Genomic DNA, 17,126 nt, shown 5'->3' with positions numbered 1-17,126 from the left:
GAGGAAATTGCCCCTAACTTTGAGGCTTTATTGTCACATATAAGTTTGAGCGAGCCCCTCAATAGAAAAGTCTAATCAATGATCCTGGATGTTAGAACTCAAAGCCTCAGAACTGCCTTCCCTCAAGAATTTCAGCCATTCGGTATAACCCGGAAATGATTAGAAATCTGTAGATATTAATTTTCTGAAGGGTTAACTGTTTGATTTAAAAAAACAATAGAAACTTCAGCGATCTCACTTAGTAATTTGAAGGCTGTTTGTATCCAGTCTAGAAGCTGAGGAAACTCTTCTTGTGCGGTGTGAGGCTAAGTTCCAAAAAACTAATGAATGCTATCTTCCTGATTTATCTTCTTTGTTGAGGAAATCACTAGGGTGTTCATCGTTATAAAGAAACTCTGGGTACGAGTAACCGCAAGGCTGTGTGACTCGATCGAGGAAAGTGTAATGGACGCTACTCCTCGATTTCTGCACAGTCTCTCTGGAAACTGGGGCAGAGTGTCAATGGAACTTTGCTACAGTGCGCTGTGTTAGTGTGCTGTGTTACTGAAGTGATTCGTCGTCTAGATTACACACTTAAGTAACTTTACTTTTTGGTAAAGATTTCGAGCGCTAAGTTTCACCCTTGGTTGACACCAACTAAGAAAGTTTGCTATTTAATCTGGGCAAGTTCATGTTGCATCATGTTGAGTAATCTCAAATTTGTCTAAGTAGGCAAGAGTGGTGTAATCTGTCTTGGATGTTCTGTTCGCCTAGACCAAAGGGCTAGATGGCAAATTCATCTGGTCAGTGATGAGTCAAGGGCAGCAAGCTGAAATGGCTCGAGGACAGTTAAACGCTGGACATTGAGGAGGTCGTTTTTGAAACGTACAATTCCACAGAAGGTCAGGTCTGTTCCTGCCTGTGCCGATGATGGTTCCGCTGCCATAGTGGAGCAAGTGAAAGACTCGAATCAGGAAGGGAATCGTCTTACCTACGGTTCCGTTGCGATGTTAGGAATGGCGTTATCAGTGGGGGCTTGTGGCCTGCTGGTACCCCAGAAAAGTCACGCAGCAACTAGTCAAGACTCTAGTCAATCTGAGCCTGTCTCGACTGAGCCATCTGCTCAAACTGCACCTGATCTCTCTCTGACTGCTGCTTTACCTAAGTCAGCAGATGCAGTCAAAGTAATTACCCATACTGTGCAAGAGGGGCAAACCCTTTGGAAGATTGCTGCACAGTACGGTGTGAATGTCAAAGCATTGGCGACGGCCAATGGCTTAAGACCTTCGTCTACCTTGTATGTGGGCCAGATCTTGGAGGTGCCTGGGGCGACTCAGGTGGTTACGAATACCCAAGTAGTGAGCTCACAATCAACGGATGTTGTTCTACCGAATGTAGAGACAGTATCTAGCAAAACGTTAGTGGCTTCTGCACAAACGGATGCTGTGGATCTACCCCAGATTGCGGATAGTCCGGCTAAGCTCAAGCAAACTGAGGCATTCTCGAAACTGCAAGACAAGCGGGATCGTCTCAAGTCAAGTTTGGCGGAGTTGAAGTCTGAGGAGTCTCTGAATACGCTTGCTTCTAGTCGGTTGCCTGGGCAACAGCCGGTGGTTGCTTCGACCCAAGGTTTCACGAACTACCAAGTTAACTCTGGTGAAACCTTATCTACGATCGCGAAGAATCATGGTGTATCTTCTCGCGAGTTGGCTGCACTGAACAATCTTGACAATCCTGATTTACTGAAGGCGAATCAGGTGATTCGGATTCCTCAGTCTGCTGCTGGGGAACGGTTAGCTGCCCTCCCACGGGTTAAGAGTTTGCCGGAAGTTAAGGGTTTGCCGGAAGTGCAGCAAGTTTCCTCTACGGAATCGTTGGATTCTGTAAAGGTTGCTTCTAGTCAAGTGCCTACGGTTAAGACTGCAACTTCCACGACTTCTTCCCCTAAGGTTGTGTCTTCGGAAGCGATCGCACTTTCGACGCCGAACCTGAATACATTGCCGAATGCTAAGGTGGTTCAACCGCCAACGGTGGATTCTTTAGTGAATTCTGAGAAGCCTCAAGGTCGGTATGTGGAGAATCTCGTAGCTGAAGTGGCTAAGCTGCGTCAAAAGTACCAAGCTGTCAATTCTTCCTCCACCGTCCGTTCTGTGCAATATAAGGAACCTCAGCGGGCTGCTGCGCCTGTTCCTCCTTCCCTTGCGCTGAATGCTCCTAAGCCGATGGCAGTCAATCCTGAATTTAAGTCAGGTAGCCGTTTGGATAGTTTGATGTCCGAAGTGCGCTCGATCGGTCAACAGCGGATCCAGCAAATGCAGAAGGTGCAAACCCTGCCTGTGGCTGAACAGCCGAAGCGTCAAGTGATTGCTCGGGCTTCGTTGGGTTCAGAATCCTATGCACCAGTGGTTCAAGCCTCAGTGCGCAAAATGGTGTCTCCTGACCTGCCGCCGATTGGAGCTCCCGACAGCTATTTGCCAGGTAAGGGCAATGGCAAGATGACTGGCTACATTTGGCCTGCTAAGGGGGTCTTTACCTCTGGTTATGGCTGGAGATGGGGCCGGATGCATAAAGGCATCGATGTAGCGGCTCCAGTGGGTACTCCAGTGGTTGCTTCTGCTAACGGTGTCGTCTCCTTCTCGGGTTGGAACGATGGTGGCTATGGCTACCTGGTGGAAGTGACTCACCCAGATGGCAGTATGACTCGCTATGCCCACAACAATCGCATCTTGGTGCGGTCGGGGCAGCAAGTGTCTCAAGGTCAGCAAATTGCTGAGATGGGGAGTACTGGTTTTAGTACTGGGCCACACACCCACTTCGAAATTCACTTGCCCGGTCGTGGGACGGTGAACCCGATCGCTTATCTTGGCAACTCTGCGAGCTAGTTAGCGCTTACCGCTAGGTTCTTGTGGAAGTGAAACTGGGAGGGAGCCTAATTGGGCTCCCTCCTTTTTGCTGAGAACCAGGCTGAGCTCCCCTAAGTCTTGAGTCCCCTAAGTCTTGAGATCCCCTAAGTCTACGGTATGTCCCTGCTCACAGTGTGGGTCTTGTATGATTCATGACGATGTTAGAAAATCTCTGAAAGGCTTGTCATACAGATAATCTGACGAGTTGCTCCAGAAACAGTTTGTTGTTTGAGTGATCTCTACCATCAAGGTTCCAGCATTTGGGCAGCTATTCAAGCTAAGGTCAAGGAAACGTGATTGGGACGGTGGAAAATCTTTTTCTTGAATTCTGGTTACGCTAGACACAAAATGTGATCGATCGCGCAGCCCCCTGTAGCAACCGCCCCGACCGTGAGAAACCGTGCAGATTGAGAAACTGTGCAGAAAAAATTGCACAAAAAAACATGGTATGAACCATGCTTGTAGAAACAAAAAATTTAGCTAAGGACTGATCAAGCCCTTAGCAATTTAATTCTGCAATTTACGCTTCATCTAAAGCTGCAATGCCGGGGAGAACTTTGCCTTCGAGCAGTTCTAAGCTAGCACCGCCACCCGTTGAAATGTGACTCATTTGGCTAGCGACCCCTACTTTTTCTACGGCTGCAACAGAGTCGCCGCCGCCGATGATGGTAGTGCAACCTTGGGGCGTTAACCCAGCCAGAGTATTCGCGATCGCTTCCGTGCCCTTGGCGAACTTATCGATTTCAAATACACCCATGGGGCCGTTCCAGATGACGCTCTTACAGTCAGCTAGAGCCGATTGGAAGGTCTCTACGGAGTCGGGGCCAATGTCCAGACCCATCCAGCCGTCGGGAATTGCATCGGCGGCCACGGTTTGGGTATTGGCTTCAGCGGAGAATTTATCTGCTACGACCACATCGGTGGGTAGCAGCAAGTCAACGCCTTTTTCTTTGGCTTTAATTTCTAATGACTTCGCCAGTTCCAGCTTGTCATCTTCCACCAAAGAGCTGCCGACGGACAGGCCACGGGCTTTGTAGAAGGTGAAGACCATGCCGCCGCCGATGAATAGCTTGTCTACTTTTTCCAGCAACGTTTCGATTACGCCGATTTTGCTGGAAACTTTGGAGCCGCCGACGATCGCCGCCAAAGGCCGTTGGGGATTTTCGATCGCTTCTTGCAGGAATTGTAGTTCTTTTTCTACCAAGAGCCCTGCTACAGAGGGGCTGAGATACTTGGTCACGCCTTCGGTGGAGGCATGGGCGCGGTGGGCGGTACCAAAGGCATCGTTGACGTAAAGGTCAGCAACGGAAGCCAGTTTCTTGGCGAATTCGGGATCGTTCTTTTCTTCTTCAGGATAGAACCGAACGTTTTCCAGCAACAAAACATCGCCATCATTCATGGCACCGACTTTTGCGGCAACTTCATCGCCGATGCAGTCGTCGGTTTTGACAACGGATTTTCCGAGGAGTTCAGACAACCGTTTTGCAACGGGATCCAAACGCAGTTTGTCATCCACACCCTTGGGACGACCGAAGTGGCTAGCCAAGATTACTTTTGCGCCCTTGGAAGTGAGGTTTTGAATGGTGGGCAGAGCAGCCCGGATCCGAGTATCGTCGGTGATATTGCGATTCTCATCTACGGGCACGTTGAAGTCTACACGGACAAATACGCGCTTGCCTTGTAAATCAGCGGCAGTCAAGTTTTCGATCGTCTTCTTAGGCACGGATCGACTCTCCCTCGATAGATTATTTGGATAAGTTTTTGTACCTAGTCCATATAGTCGCATTAATTCGTTACATACGATCCCCTATTTTTTAAGAATTTGCCGACGAAAAAATCTCCACCGGGAGGGTTAATCGTCAACTGACGATCGAAGACCCTAGATGGAGATTTTATGGGTGTAGGGCAACTCAAAGCGAGTTCAAGTACAACCCTGGCAGAGAAGAGTTGCTAGACGGCTAGCTAAGTCCTGTTGTGAGTTGCTGTTTGGCTTCTTCTAAGGCCGCTTGGAGGTTACTGGCATCCCGTCCCCCAGCCTGGGCAAAGTTGGGCCGACCACCGCCGCCACCGCCGCAGATTTTAGCGATCGCGCCGACGACTTTCCCCGCTTGCAATCCTTTGTCTACGACACCCTTGGCAAAGGTGGCGACAAAATTAACCTTGCCTTCTTCAGGACTAGAGCCGAGAACCACAGCGCCCTCTCCCAATTTTTGTAACAAAGTCTCCGCTGCACTCTTGAGCGAGTCTGCATCCGCTCCCGACAATTCCGCCACGAGTACTTTGAAGGATCCGATCTCCACTGCTGCTGCCAACAGTTGATCGGATTTGGCCACAGCTAACTGAGCCTTGGTGGCGGCCAATTGTTTTTGAGTATCCTTCAGTTCGGTTTGCAAACTGGTGATGCGATCGCTGATTTCCTCAGGTTTAACCTTGAAGCGATCGCTGAGATCCTTAACGACGGCTTCCCGCACATTCAGGTAGTCCAATACCGCTGGCCCTGCGACGGCTTCAATCCGACGGATCCCCGCAGCAACCCCCGTTTCCGAGATGATTTTGAACACGCCAATTTCTGCCGTGTTGTTCACATGGGTGCCGCCACAAAGTTCCATGGAGACGCCGGGAAAATCGATGACGCGCACCACATCGGCGTATTTCTCGCCAAACATGGCGGTAGCTCCCTTGGCCTTGGCGTCGCTCAGGGACATTTCTGCAATCACGGATCCATGGGCTTCTGCGATCCAGAGATTCACCTGTTCCTCCACCTGTTGGATTTGCTCCGGGGTGAGGGCCTTGGCATAGTTGAAGTCGAATCGCAGGCGATCGAAGGAGACTAAGGATCCCGCTTGACCAATATTGTCATCCACGAGCTTCTTCAGGGCTGACTGCAAGAGGTGCGTTGCCGAGTGGTTGGCTTGGGCGCGGCGACGGCAGGCCAAATCAATCTGTGCAGTGACTACGGATCCCGTTTGAAGGATGCCCCGTTCCACTTTGCCATGGTGCACGAAGAAGCCAGATTCCTTTTGCACATCTTCGATGCGCACCAATGTGTCCCCGGTGGAGAAGTAACCGCGATCGCCGATTTGTCCGCCGGATTCCGCATAAAAGGGCGTTTTGTCCACAATAATTTGTACCGCTGTTCCTGCGGCTGCGGTTTCCACAGGTTCACCGTTAACCAACAAGAGTTCCACTTTGGCGGAATGGCTAGTTTGCTGATGGCCTAGGAAATCCGTGGGATGAATGTGTTCCGCGAGGGTATCTAGAGAGCCTTGAATTGTTAGATCGATCGATTTATGGGCGGCTTTTGCTCGTTCCCGCTGTTTCTCCATTTCCGCATTGAAGCCAGCCATATCAACGGTCAAGCCTTTTTCCTCGGCAATTTCCTGGGTCAGTTCCACCGGAAAGCCATAGGTGTCATAGAGAACAAAGGCATCTTCGCCCGGAATCGTGTTCTTGACCCGATCGAGGATTTCCTCTAGCAACTTCTCACCGCGATCGAGGGTTTCTCGGAAGCGTTGTTCTTCCAGTTGTAGATTCGATTTAATGAAGTCTTCCCGTTCCCGTACATTGGGATATTGCACTTCGGATAACTGAATGGCAGTTTCTGCAACTTTGACGGTGAAGTTTTCCTGAATCCCGAGCAAGCGCCCATGGCGCACGACCCGGCGAATTAAGCGCCGCAAAATATAGCCCCGACCCTCATTGGAAGCCGTAATGCCATCGGCAATCATATGCACCACGGCCCGGACATGATCCCCAATCACCTTCAGGGAAACCTGGGTTTCTGCGCCAGCGGCAGAGTAATCAATGCCTGCCAGGGCTGCGGCGGTTTCGATAATCGGGAAAATCAGATCGGTTTCGTAGTTATTGGGCTTTTTCTGGAGAATCTGCGCCATGCGCTCCAGTCCCATGCCAGTGTCAATGTTCTGGTTTTGCAGGGGCGTCAGTTTGCCTTCGGCGTCCCGGTTGTACTGCATGAAAACCAGGTTGTAGAACTCGATGAAGCGCGAGTCATCTTCTAGATCAATATGCTGATCACCCAGCTCTGGCTTGAAGTCGTAGTACAGTTCCGAGCAAGGGCCACAGGGGCCTGTGGGGCCGGACACCCAGAAGTTGTCGTCTGCCCCCATGCGCTGAATCCGATGGGCGGGAATACCAATGTCATCGCGCCAGAGGGCAAAGGCTTCGTCATCCTCTTCAAAGACGCTCACCACGACCCGATCGGGCGGAATTTGAAACACTTCGGTGGTCAGTTCCCAAGCATAGGCGATCGCTTGCTTCTTGAAATAGTCGCCGAAGCTGAAGTTGCCCAGCATTTCAAAGAATGTATGGTGGCGAGCGGTGCGACCCACATTCTCAATGTCATTGGTGCGAATGCATTTTTGGGAGGTGGTTGCCCGAGGAAACTCCGGTTGGCGCTGGCCCAGAAAAATCGGTTTAAACGGCAGCATCCCCGCGATCGTCAGCAGTACCGTAGGATCTTCAGGGACAAGGGAGGCACTCGCCATGGGCTGATGTCCCTTGCTTGTAAAGAAGTCCAGAAACTGTTGGCGAATTTGTGCGCCGCTCAAAGGAGCCGGGGTTTGCGGGGTTGCCATGGCAGGTTTATCGAGTTTGTCAAAATTTCACAGAATACTATCTTAATTCTGCCGTGGAATTCTCACAAAGACAGGATTCTACATGGGAGAAATCCGGCTTGACCTGTCATCCTACAGAACCTATCACCTGAGGTCGCTTGACTTCGAACGAGGGTTGCCTGTTCGAAGAACCAACCACGAGATCAGCAGCCCTTCCTCCCAGCAGCCCTCGCTTCAACCTGCTGCCGTTCTAACTGGTTACAAGCTGTCGTCTAGCTTCAGTCCTTTAGCAATCCGACCCAATTCGGCCTTTTCGTTGATCTCGATGCGCGTCGGTGAACCACTGATGATGCGCTCGAAATTGCGGAAGGAATCCTTGATTTCAGGCCCTTGGGCACTAATGGTGTATTCCCGGATGCCTTTGTCGTGCCAGGAACCCCGCATCTTGAAGACGTTGAGTGCCCGCGACATCTCACCCCGAATTTCCACATACTGCAACATGATGATTGTGTCGGTGATGGTGGAAATATGGGAATCTGTGATCGAGTGAGACCCCATGAACTGGTCGGTGGTGTTGGTGAAGAAGCCGGTGATTTCTTCCTGCTTGGCGAAACCTGTCACCCCAATCACAAATTGCCGGAAGGCATTATTGCTAACTCCCCGAGCCAGGGCTGAGAGGGAGTCGATCGCGATGCGCGTGGGTTTGAATTCAGCAATTTCCGACTTAATGATTTGCAGGTGATCCTCCAGTCCTGCCGATTCTGGGTAGGCACAGATGATTTTGAGCAATCCCTGTTGTTCCAATTCTTCAAAGTCAATGCCCCAGGAGTAGGCGTTGCGAGACAGTTGAGCCCGAGACTCTTCGTAGGCGAATAAAATAGCTCGTTCCCCCTGCCGACAGCCTTCCTGGAGAAATTTGCTGACCAAAAGGGTTTTTCCGGTTCCCGTGGCCCCCGTTGCCAGGATGATGGAATCCTTGAAAAAGCCGCCCCCACACATTTCATCCAAGGTTTTGACCCCGGAGGAGACGCGGGCATTGGACGATCGCTGAGTGAGCCGCATTGCGCCCAAGGGAAAGATGTTGATCCCCTGATCGGTAATTGTGAAGGGATATTCCCCCTTCATATGGGTTGTACCGCGCAGTTTCAGGATTTCCATGGTGCGCCGTCGCCGTTCACCCTCCAGAACGTTGCGCACAATCACGACATTGTCGGAAACAAATTCCTCCACGCCAAACCGGGCTACGGGGCCGTACTCCTCGGTGCGTTCGGTGGTAATGACCGTTGTGACCCCAATCTGCTTAAGTCGAGAAACTAGGCGAAGAATTTCGCGGCGGACGACAGAAGCAGAATCATACTGTTGGAATAGAGCCGTCACGGAGTCAATCGAAACCCGTTTGGCTTTGTATTTGCGGATAGCATACTGGATCCGCTCAATCAGCGCTGAAAAATCAAAGTTCCCTACCACTTCCTGTCCTTCGGGATCAGGGGAGGCATCTAGAACAAACAATTTCCCTTCATCAATCAGTTTCTGGAGATCCCATCCAAAGCTCACGGCATTTTTGATGATGTCTGCGGTTGATTCTTCGAAGGTGACAAAAATACCTGCTTCGTCAAACTGGGTGATGCCATTGTAAAGAAATTGAACGGCAAAAAGGGTTTTTCCGGTTCCTGACGTGCCACTCACCAAACTGGTGCGACCGACTGGAAACCCGCCATGGCTAATATCATCGAAGCCCTCAATCATGGTGCGAATTTTTTGCACCCCGACTAGTTCTGAGCGACTCCGTGGTTCAGATTGCTTGTTGGCATCCATAGAAATTTATCAAACGCCGGAGTAAACTCCCGCAAAGTCTTGATCAAAGGTTTGTAACACTTCTCATGTTTTTATCACAAAAAATGCAAACTCATGGTCGATTCCCAGTTTTCCTAAGTTTCTGGGGTGGGAGGCTGATCCTGCCACGCATCGTTTTTTTCATCCTGGAGTTCACTGTAGAGCAGGTCAAGGCCAATCAGAACCCGCTCCCGATCGGATAGATCTCCAATGATTTTTCGAACCGGCGGGGGCAATAATTTTGCTAGGGTCGGTGTCGCTAAGATCTTATCCTCTTCCGCTAATTGAGGATTTTTAAGAACGTCAATGACTTTGAGGGCATAGACGCCTTGAAATTCTTCTTCCAGGATGTTGTTAAGTGTTTTCAGCGCACGAATGGAGTTCGGCGTATTCCCAGCGACGTAAAGCTTGAGAACGTAAGTTTTTCGAGTTGCTTGCATAGGACTTACCACAGTGGAGCACAGCGCGGACGTCGGTTGGAATGACTAGAAAAACGCTGAAGTTAGAGTTATTGAATCAGCTTGATCAACGATGAGCTATCCATTGAATGGCAGATCACTTCAGTGGGGATCAGGCATAACACCGATAGACACAATGAAAGGGGTTTCTGAGAAAGGGGTTGCTGACGAATGAGTCCGAATCAGTGACTTAGAACAACAGTTATGCTATCGGCTGATTTACAAAATCCCGCTGATTCACAGATAATTTACAGAATTGCTTGAATGACGAGGGCACAAAAGAGCTGATTTGCAGCCTACAGTCTAACTAAAGTTTTGCTGAAAGATAACGAAACTGACTGATTACCAGGGAATTCAGCTAGCGGTGAATCTCAGCTAATGATGAATTCAGACTCTTCTGTAACTCAGTTTTGCTTGTAGGTAATGAGTCTGACTGGGGGGATGTTCTATTGGTCTATCAATCTGAGCTATCAAGCTGAGTCTATGGGATTTAATCTACGGAGCTGACTCTGGAGGGTTGGATCTAGGAGTCGGATGATTCTCTGGGGATAGAACGACGATACATTTCACAGAGATGGGCTAGGGTATCAATCAGTGTTAAGCGGTAGTCTAAGACGACTTCCTCGCTTCGTCCTTCTAATTTTAACTGCTTCGCAAATTCATCCATAATTTCCATATGGATTTCTACAACTTTTGATACTGGAATGTCTGCAAGAAATGCAACATCTACATAAGCATCAATCTTTTGATTCAATGAGGCACCATCTGAAAAATAGCCAATGATAATTTCTCGATAACTCTTCTTCAATTCCTGTAGGAAGGTGTGTTGTTCGTTGACCGGGAGATTACGGAGGAAATTGCGAGGACTCCGTTTGTAATACACCCCCAGATAGCCTAGGCGCTCTTTCAGCTTGTCTGTCAATCGACGCTGTTGCAGCATTAAAAAATTTTGGGTGGTCAAATCCGTGGTTAAATCTGGCTCAGCAGCGGGGGTAACTGGCAAACGACAGACAGGTGACAGCGTCAAGAACTCGGCGATCGCCCGATTAATTTCATCGCCTAGGTAGTCCAAATGGGTTTCGGATAAGCAAATTTCTGCACTGTGATAGAAAAATACCCGATCGAAGTCAGCCGTTCCAGGTAACAGTGCCTGTTGTGTAGATGGATCGGTAATGCTTGCAGGCTGCAAGATGATGGTGGGAAGCAACGTAGCATGGTCATGGAGCCAACTAATCAGATTGGCCAAAGACGGCCCCGTATGCAGTATTAAGCAATCAATTTGCTGGCGTTCTGCTTCAATGACATGGAAAAATTCCGACTGGGAGGTCGGGATGATCACGCTATATCGATCTGGATCCAAAACTGTTTTGGCGGCATCCATCACCGCTTGAGTTGCTCCGAAAAGACAAATGAGCAACTTGGGTGAAGCAGAAGGTTTGGCTGAAAAAGAAATCACAATGGGAATTAAAAAAGATATTTAAATGGGGCGTTGGCAAATCAGGAGCGGTCGAGGGACTGAATCTCCTAGGAAGATCCACAGCAATTCCCCTAGCTCCTAGCGGTTTGAAGTATTGGCAGTATGCAACCCAATCTAGATAGCCTAGAGGATTTGCAGGAATGAAAATGAATGAAAAACTCGCTGGCTTAAGCTTTTTTTAAGATTGTAAGCATGAATTCATTATAACGGGACAACCCTTTTCGATAAATCCAGGGTCATAATTGGGGCAGAGTCTTGAATTCTATCCTAGGGCCGAAACGGTTATGGGTTTTCTGGAATGCCTGGAAATTCAAGGTTTCCTGGTATAGATGTTGTTCGGCATGGATAGAGTTGGTTGATAGTTTCCTGGAATTCACAGTGTTTTCAGTCGAGTTGAATAAATCGTGATTTCTTGGATCGGTTGACTCATCTGAGTCTCTGCATGAGTCTCTGCAATGGCGGACTGCAAGCACAGTCCTCTATTGCAGCGTGTACCTCGGATCATCGTTAGATGTTCATTGCTCGCATCATACCTGTGCTAGGGCCATATGTTGAATGAAGCGCCGCCGCCAAAATTGTGGATGACTCCTGCACCGGGAATCTTCTGTTCCGCCACACTCTCCCTAAGATTGGCACTCCTGCAATGTCAGCAATGGCACAGCGATCGGGTACTGGTTGTCGATGCCCAGTCTCGAGTCCGTGGAGTGCTGTTTCTCCATCAACTGGTGCCAAAATTACTCGATCACTCTCTGGATGGGGAGCAGTCCTTAGAGGATTTGCAGCCTTTGTGGGGGGAGATCGATCCTCAAGGTCTGCGGCCCTTTGTTTTGGAGCAAATGCCTTGTTTTCTGGAGTTACTGAACTATCTGCCCTTACCAGCCCTTTTAAATAGTCGTCAATTGGGACGCTGGCATTCCAATCTCCATTGGCAAAAATTGGTTGAAGACTTAGAAGACCCCATGGCATTGCTGCAATGGGTTAATCGCTTGTTCCATCGTGAAATGCTAGCCTCGGACGGAGATTGTATGGGATCCGAAGGTTCCTGTGCGATGAATGAGCCAATTGTGCCGTCTCAAAAAGCTGCGCCGTCTCCTGCGGTGTCTTCTCCAGTCGCGACGGCTCCTACGCCCCTCTCGATCCTGGAATGTTTACCGTCTGGGGACGATTGCTCCAGCTACCTCTGTCGCTGCGGCTTGCGAACGGGGCAGGAAGTTATTTTGCAATTTACCCGTGTCTCCTTAAGCTCCACCCTGTTAGCGGCGACCAATGGTTTACAGGAGCCTAGCCCTGGGTTGGGCGGGCAAGGCAGGCCACGATCGCAGGGCGAGATGACATCGGGGCATGGGGAACCGACCCAATCTGTGCAGCCAACTCAAATGGCTGCACAGATTGCAACCCTTGAGCGCCAAGCAGAGGGCGGCCCAATGGCTGCGATCGAAGATTGGGAATTAATTTGGGTGCAGGATGTTACTGAACAGCATCAACTGACTCGGGAATTAGCCGCCAAGAATGCCGATTTAATTCAGCTCAATCGGTTGAAGGATGACTTTTTGGCCTGTATGAGTCATGAGTTACGCACGCCGTTGACCGCAGTCTTGGGGTTATCTGGCTTGATGAAAGAGGAGTCCGTTGGGGCGCTGAACGATCGGCAACGACGGTATGTCCAATTGATTCATCGCAGTGGCAAACATTTGATGCATCTGGTCAACGATATTCTTGACTTGACGCGGATGGAAGCGGGCCAGATTGAGCTGAGTTGGCAAACGATTCGAATTGCCGAGATTTGCCAAATTGCCTTTGACCAAGCCCAACAAATGCGCTGGCCACCGGATGATACCTCATCTTCCAGCCCTCAAAGCCAAGACGCTCATCGGGATGGACATCCTGTCTTGGACTCGTCGCAGAGTTCTGATCTGGCCCTAGAAGTGCAACCGGGATTGGAAACGGTTGTGGCCGATCCTAATCGCCTCAAGCAAATGTTGGTGCATCTATTATCCAATGCTCTGAAATTTACTGAGCCTGAAGGCAAAGTTGGCATCAGGGTGGCTAATTGGGAGGGGTGGATTGCCTTTACCGTCTGGGATACGGGGATTGGGATTCCCGCAGATAAGCAACATCTCATTTTTCAGAAATTCCAACAATTAGAAAGTCCGTTAACCCGACAATTTGAAGGAACTGGGTTAGGACTGGTGCTAACCCAACGGCTGGCTCGGCTCCATGGGGGGGATGTTACTTTTATTTCTCGGGAAAATAAAGGGAGTCAATTTACTTTACTGCTGCCCCCAACGCCCCCTGTCTTCAAGTCTGTGGTGACGATTGAGGATCCGCCCTCAGGCATCAGTTCAGTGGTCAATCGGTTAGTGTTAGTCGTCGAAGTCAGTGTGCGGAGTTTGGAGGATGCCAGTGATCAACTAATGGCGCTGAATTATCGAGTGATTGTGGCGAGATCGGGCACAGAAGCCCTAGAAAAAGCTCGCCAGCTGCAACCCTGTGCCATTTTACTCAATCCCTTTTTGCCGATGCTGTCCGGGTGGGATGTGCTGACCCTGCTTAAATCGGATCCCAAAACTTGCCAGATCCCAGTGATTGTGATGGCTAGTTCAGCGGAACAGCACCAAGCCTACTGTAATCAAGCCGATGGCTTTTTAGGGTTGCCCATTCGGCATCGTCTCCTAGCCCATATGCTGGATCAGTTAACGCAAAATTCGGTAGAAGGACTAGATCATCAATCCAGTGAGGTGCAAACGATTCAATCCATTCTCTGCCTGACGTCAGAGCTAGAGTCGGATGAAATGGAGTGGAGTCATCTGCTCCATAGCCATAACTATCGTGTGATTGAGGCAGCGGATTTGGAACAAGCGGAACTCTTGGCTCGGGTCTGGCAGCCTAAGGTCGTTTTGCTCAGTGGCCAAGTTTCGGATCCGCTATCCTACCTCAATCAGTTACGATCGCAAACCTGTTTAGCTTCTTTACCGATCGTGGTGTTAGATACGGCAATTGCCCAGGCGGCAACCCAAATCAAGGAATTGACAATTTTTCCCTGTTTAATGAAGCCAAAACAGTGGCCTCTTGCGCCCCAAATGGCGCGATCGCTGGTGCAAGTGATTGAACTTGCTGTCAAGTCTGGAGCAAGACAGCCGTTCATTTTAGCTGTGGATGGTGCAATTTTTAGTCCACGGCTTGGCCATGAAAGCAAACTATTAACCCAAGGTATGGACTGGTTAAATGCTTTAATGCACTACATTCAAACAGCTGGGTTGCGGGGTGGAATAGTCCCCGATCAGCTCAGCCTCTTGCATCGGCTTCAGACCCAATTGGTACAGCAGCTCTTGGTATATTGGCATGAAGGGGTTTCGGCGGAAACTATCAAACTGGGCTTACACCAAGTGAATCAGGTCAATCCCCATCTGCCTGTTTTGTTGATTGACTATCACACGAAGTCAGGGCGGCGGCGGGGCTCATTTACAGCGATGCCGAATGTTCAAGTGACATTGCCGAGTTTATCGATGGAAGGCTTGCTGGATCAGGTTCGGCAGCGCTTAGGTTTGCAGCCCTAATGGATGGGATGGGCAGTATAGAGGAGCTAAGCAATCGCTCCCTAGAACAGTTTCTTAATGGGGGGATTGGCTGAGGGCCGTGACTGACTCAATCAAGCTGCCAACCAGTAAACGCGATCGCTGTCCTTCAGGGGAGATGGCGTAGACAGCACTGCCGTTGGTGTAAACGATCGTGCCATCTTGAGCTAAATCGTAGGCCAAAACTCCCTCTGCAACCACTTCTGGACTGCCTGTACCTTGTTGCGGTTGTCGTACCAGTTGCCAAGTGCGCGGCACGAGGGATGGCGCATCCGCATCGCCAAAGTTCTTGTCCTTTAATTGTTCGGGGGTAATCCATTCTCCCCAGGCTTTAAGCATTTTGGGTTCCACCTTTTGGTTGGTGCCCGCTCGCATCAAGGGTTTACCTGTGTACATTTGTGTGAAAAAGTTGAGCCACTGAAAAATGGCATGCAGCAACCGTACGGGAATCAACACTATCTCTTGCAGCAGTTTGAGGGGATTAAATCCACTGTGACGGGCTTTGTAGGGACGGCGGATGTAGTAGAGCAGGCCATTGGCTGCGATTTGTGGGGAGAGTAAATCGGCTTTGGGATCTGCTGCGAGGCTGGTAATGTTCGCTTGATTAAAATCGAGTTTTTCGATCGTAAAGGGAGCGCGATCGCCCACATAGCCATCCGCCGTGCGCCCCAAGCCTGCGGACTGATAGACCAGGGCCTTACCGGCTCCAGAAATCCAACGGGGAGCTAGATCTAGGGAATCGCCTTCGGTGATGTCTCGGGGACGATTGCCATCAATGGCCATGGTGGCGAGATTGGAAATGCCCGTCGGATAGGTGGTTGTGCAGGCAATTAGACCTAGTTCTGGCTGGTAATCCAAATGCCCGACTCGAAAATCGGCATTATGAAACAGACGTAATTCTCGATCGCAACTGGGATCGAACTTGAAAATTCCGCCTACGTCTCCTGCTTCCAGGGCATACAGGAGAGTTTGCTCTTGCCCACGGCACAAACTGGTAATGGCGATGGGAATCGTTGCCTCCGGCTGATTTTTCATCTGAGCGACAGCGGCAGGAGGCATCATCATTTCCATAATGCCGCGATTTTTCCAGGCTTTTTGGCGCTGCATTTGTAGGCTTCTCACCTGCACCGTTTGGCCAAACTCGCTTTCTATCTCCCTTGTTTGAGCCTGATGAGTGGTGAGAAATAGCTTGCCCTGTGTGAGATAAGCGATTTGCATAGAGATTAACCAACAGTAAGGTGATCCGTAATAACCACTACAAGCGCGATCGGCGTTTCTTCAGGATTATGCCCACAAATTGAGAATTTGACAGCAGGACTAGGGAATCTTATGCCCCTACGGAATCGGAAAACTTGCCAAGGTAGCAACTAAAGGTAGCAACTTAAAAATAGGAACCACGATGGGGTTCATGGTTGCCCCGATCGAGGTGCATTATCTGTTCTGATTGCCCGTGGATGCATAAAACGTAGTTGTGTGAGTCTACTGATAGGTTACGGATAGATTACTGAACAAGCACTATTCTGTTGATGATTTAAGCCCCCATCAAAACTATGAAATCAGGTGTATTACAAACCTCCAGTCTGTTTCTCATGTCTGTCTTGGAAGGATTGGTGGATGGAATTTTAATTGTGCAACCGCACGGAGAATTGGTGTATGCCAATCTTCCGGCCCAACGAATTTGTCAAACGCTTACCAACCAAATGGGTGAAATTCCGAAAGAGGTGCGATCTCTCTGTGCGTCTCTGCGGGAAAGTCGGGAATGGTTTGAGCATCAGCCCCTCGTACTGGAGTCGGAAATTACGACCTCTAATCACCACCGTTACCGCCTACGGGTGCAGTGGTTACAGCTAGATACGATCGCCGATCCCTGCTTTTTAATTCGGCTAGAGGATCAGCAACAATCCTGGCAAAGTCTCGCATTTTCTGAAGCGCAACGCTATGGACTAACCCCTCGTGAAGCGGAAGTCTGGCAGTTACGGCGGGCTAACCTCTCCCGCAAGGAAATTGCAGAACGGCTCCACATCACGATCGACACGGTGAAAAAGCATCTTTGTAATATTCAGATGAAACGCCAAATGGAAGGCTTGGAAGCATGTTAGACTCCATCCCTTCCAGCCTCGATCCAAGTCATCTACCGTTGAATTTGCTAGGTTGGGGGACTTTACTCCCCCTGATCTAGCTCGCCAGGGAATGTTCCGTCTAGCGTCAATAAATTCAGTCAATAAAAAAGCTCTACTTAAATCAGTAGAGCTGGTGCAATGGGTGACTTGAATGGGTCACTTAAATGAAGGTGATCCCTTAGACCCATCAGATAATCAATTAATCGT

Annotated in this window: 9 protein-coding genes; 3 read left to right on the top strand and 6 right to left on the bottom strand. The window is 49.7% G+C overall.

The genetic code is table 11. The annotated features are described in order from the left end of the window. The first annotated feature begins 857 nt into the window (after positions 1-857). Positions 858-2,861 (top strand): peptidoglycan DD-metalloendopeptidase family protein, encoded by a 2,004-nt coding sequence (locus ACN4EG_RS09285; RefSeq protein ID WP_431629066.1) that lies wholly within the window; start codon positions 858-860, stop codon positions 2,859-2,861. Positions 2,862-3,402: 541 nt separating this feature from the next. On the opposite strand, the gene ACN4EG_RS09280 is transcribed toward ACN4EG_RS09285, so the two are convergent. From ACN4EG_RS09280 to ACN4EG_RS09260, 5 genes are all read right to left on the bottom strand, one after another. Next, on the bottom strand, positions 3,403-4,605 hold the full coding sequence (locus ACN4EG_RS09280) for a phosphoglycerate kinase (RefSeq protein ID WP_431629065.1): 1,203 nt from the start codon (positions 4,603-4,605) through the stop codon (positions 3,403-3,405). A 235-nt stretch (positions 4,606-4,840) separates the two neighbouring features. Next, entirely contained in the window at positions 4,841-7,477 is a 2,637-nt protein-coding gene (gene alaS, locus ACN4EG_RS09275) for an alanine--tRNA ligase (RefSeq protein ID WP_431629064.1), read from the bottom strand. A 237-nt stretch (positions 7,478-7,714) separates the two neighbouring features. Beyond that, on the bottom strand, positions 7,715-9,271 hold the full coding sequence (kaiC, locus tag ACN4EG_RS09270) for a circadian clock protein KaiC (RefSeq protein WP_431629063.1): 1,557 nt from the start codon (positions 9,269-9,271) through the stop codon (positions 7,715-7,717). A gap of 113 nt (positions 9,272-9,384) precedes the next feature. Continuing rightward, positions 9,385-9,729 carry a circadian clock protein KaiB gene (gene kaiB, locus ACN4EG_RS09265; protein WP_431629062.1) on the bottom strand — a complete coding sequence of 115 codons (345 nt, stop codon included), beginning with the start codon at positions 9,727-9,729 and terminating at the stop codon, positions 9,385-9,387. A 541-nt stretch (positions 9,730-10,270) separates the two neighbouring features. After that, on the bottom strand, positions 10,271-11,203 hold the full coding sequence (locus ACN4EG_RS09260) for a circadian clock protein KaiA (protein WP_431629061.1): 933 nt from the start codon (positions 11,201-11,203) through the stop codon (positions 10,271-10,273). Between the two features lie 569 nt (positions 11,204-11,772). On the opposite strand from ACN4EG_RS09260, the gene ACN4EG_RS09255 reads away from it, so the two are divergent. Further along, positions 11,773-14,781 carry an ATP-binding response regulator gene (locus ACN4EG_RS09255; protein ID WP_431629060.1) on the top strand — a complete coding sequence of 1,003 codons (3,009 nt, stop codon included), beginning with the start codon at positions 11,773-11,775 and terminating at the stop codon, positions 14,779-14,781. 54 nt (positions 14,782-14,835) lie between these two features. Here the strand turns inward: ACN4EG_RS09255 and ACN4EG_RS09250 are convergent, their stop codons facing one another. Continuing rightward, the gene (locus ACN4EG_RS09250) at positions 14,836-16,017 is read right to left on the bottom strand and encodes a TolB-like translocation protein (protein WP_431629059.1); all 1,182 of its coding nucleotides are present in this window, start codon (positions 16,015-16,017) and stop codon (positions 14,836-14,838) included. A 332-nt stretch (positions 16,018-16,349) separates the two neighbouring features. On the opposite strand from ACN4EG_RS09250, the gene ACN4EG_RS09245 reads away from it, so the two are divergent. Next, entirely contained in the window at positions 16,350-16,898 is a 549-nt protein-coding gene (locus ACN4EG_RS09245; RefSeq protein ID WP_431629058.1) for a helix-turn-helix transcriptional regulator, read from the top strand. Positions 16,899-17,126 lie beyond the last annotated feature (228 nt).

The sequence above is a fragment of the Alkalinema pantanalense CENA528 genome (genome assembly GCF_050753345.1).
Classification (GTDB): domain Bacteria; phylum Cyanobacteriota; class Cyanobacteriia; order Leptolyngbyales; family Leptolyngbyaceae; genus Alkalinema; species Alkalinema pantanalense.
This window is presented reverse-complemented; position numbering and strand designations above follow the sequence as displayed.

Coding starts and splice junctions, on each gene's coding strand:
- alaS (WP_431629064.1), bottom strand. CDS start 7,477: ATGGCAACCCCGCAAACCCCGGCTCCTTTGAGCGGCGCACAAATTCGC.
- kaiC (WP_431629063.1), bottom strand. CDS start 9,271: ATGGATGCCAACAAGCAATCTGAACCACGGAGTCGCTCAGAACTAGTC.
- kaiB (WP_431629062.1), bottom strand. CDS start 9,729: ATGCAAGCAACTCGAAAAACTTACGTTCTCAAGCTTTACGTCGCTGGG.
- ACN4EG_RS09255 (WP_431629060.1), top strand. CDS start 11,773: ATGTTGAATGAAGCGCCGCCGCCAAAATTGTGGATGACTCCTGCACCG.
- ACN4EG_RS09250 (WP_431629059.1), bottom strand. CDS start 16,017: ATGCAAATCGCTTATCTCACACAGGGCAAGCTATTTCTCACCACTCAT.
- ACN4EG_RS09245 (WP_431629058.1), top strand. CDS start 16,350: ATGAAATCAGGTGTATTACAAACCTCCAGTCTGTTTCTCATGTCTGTC.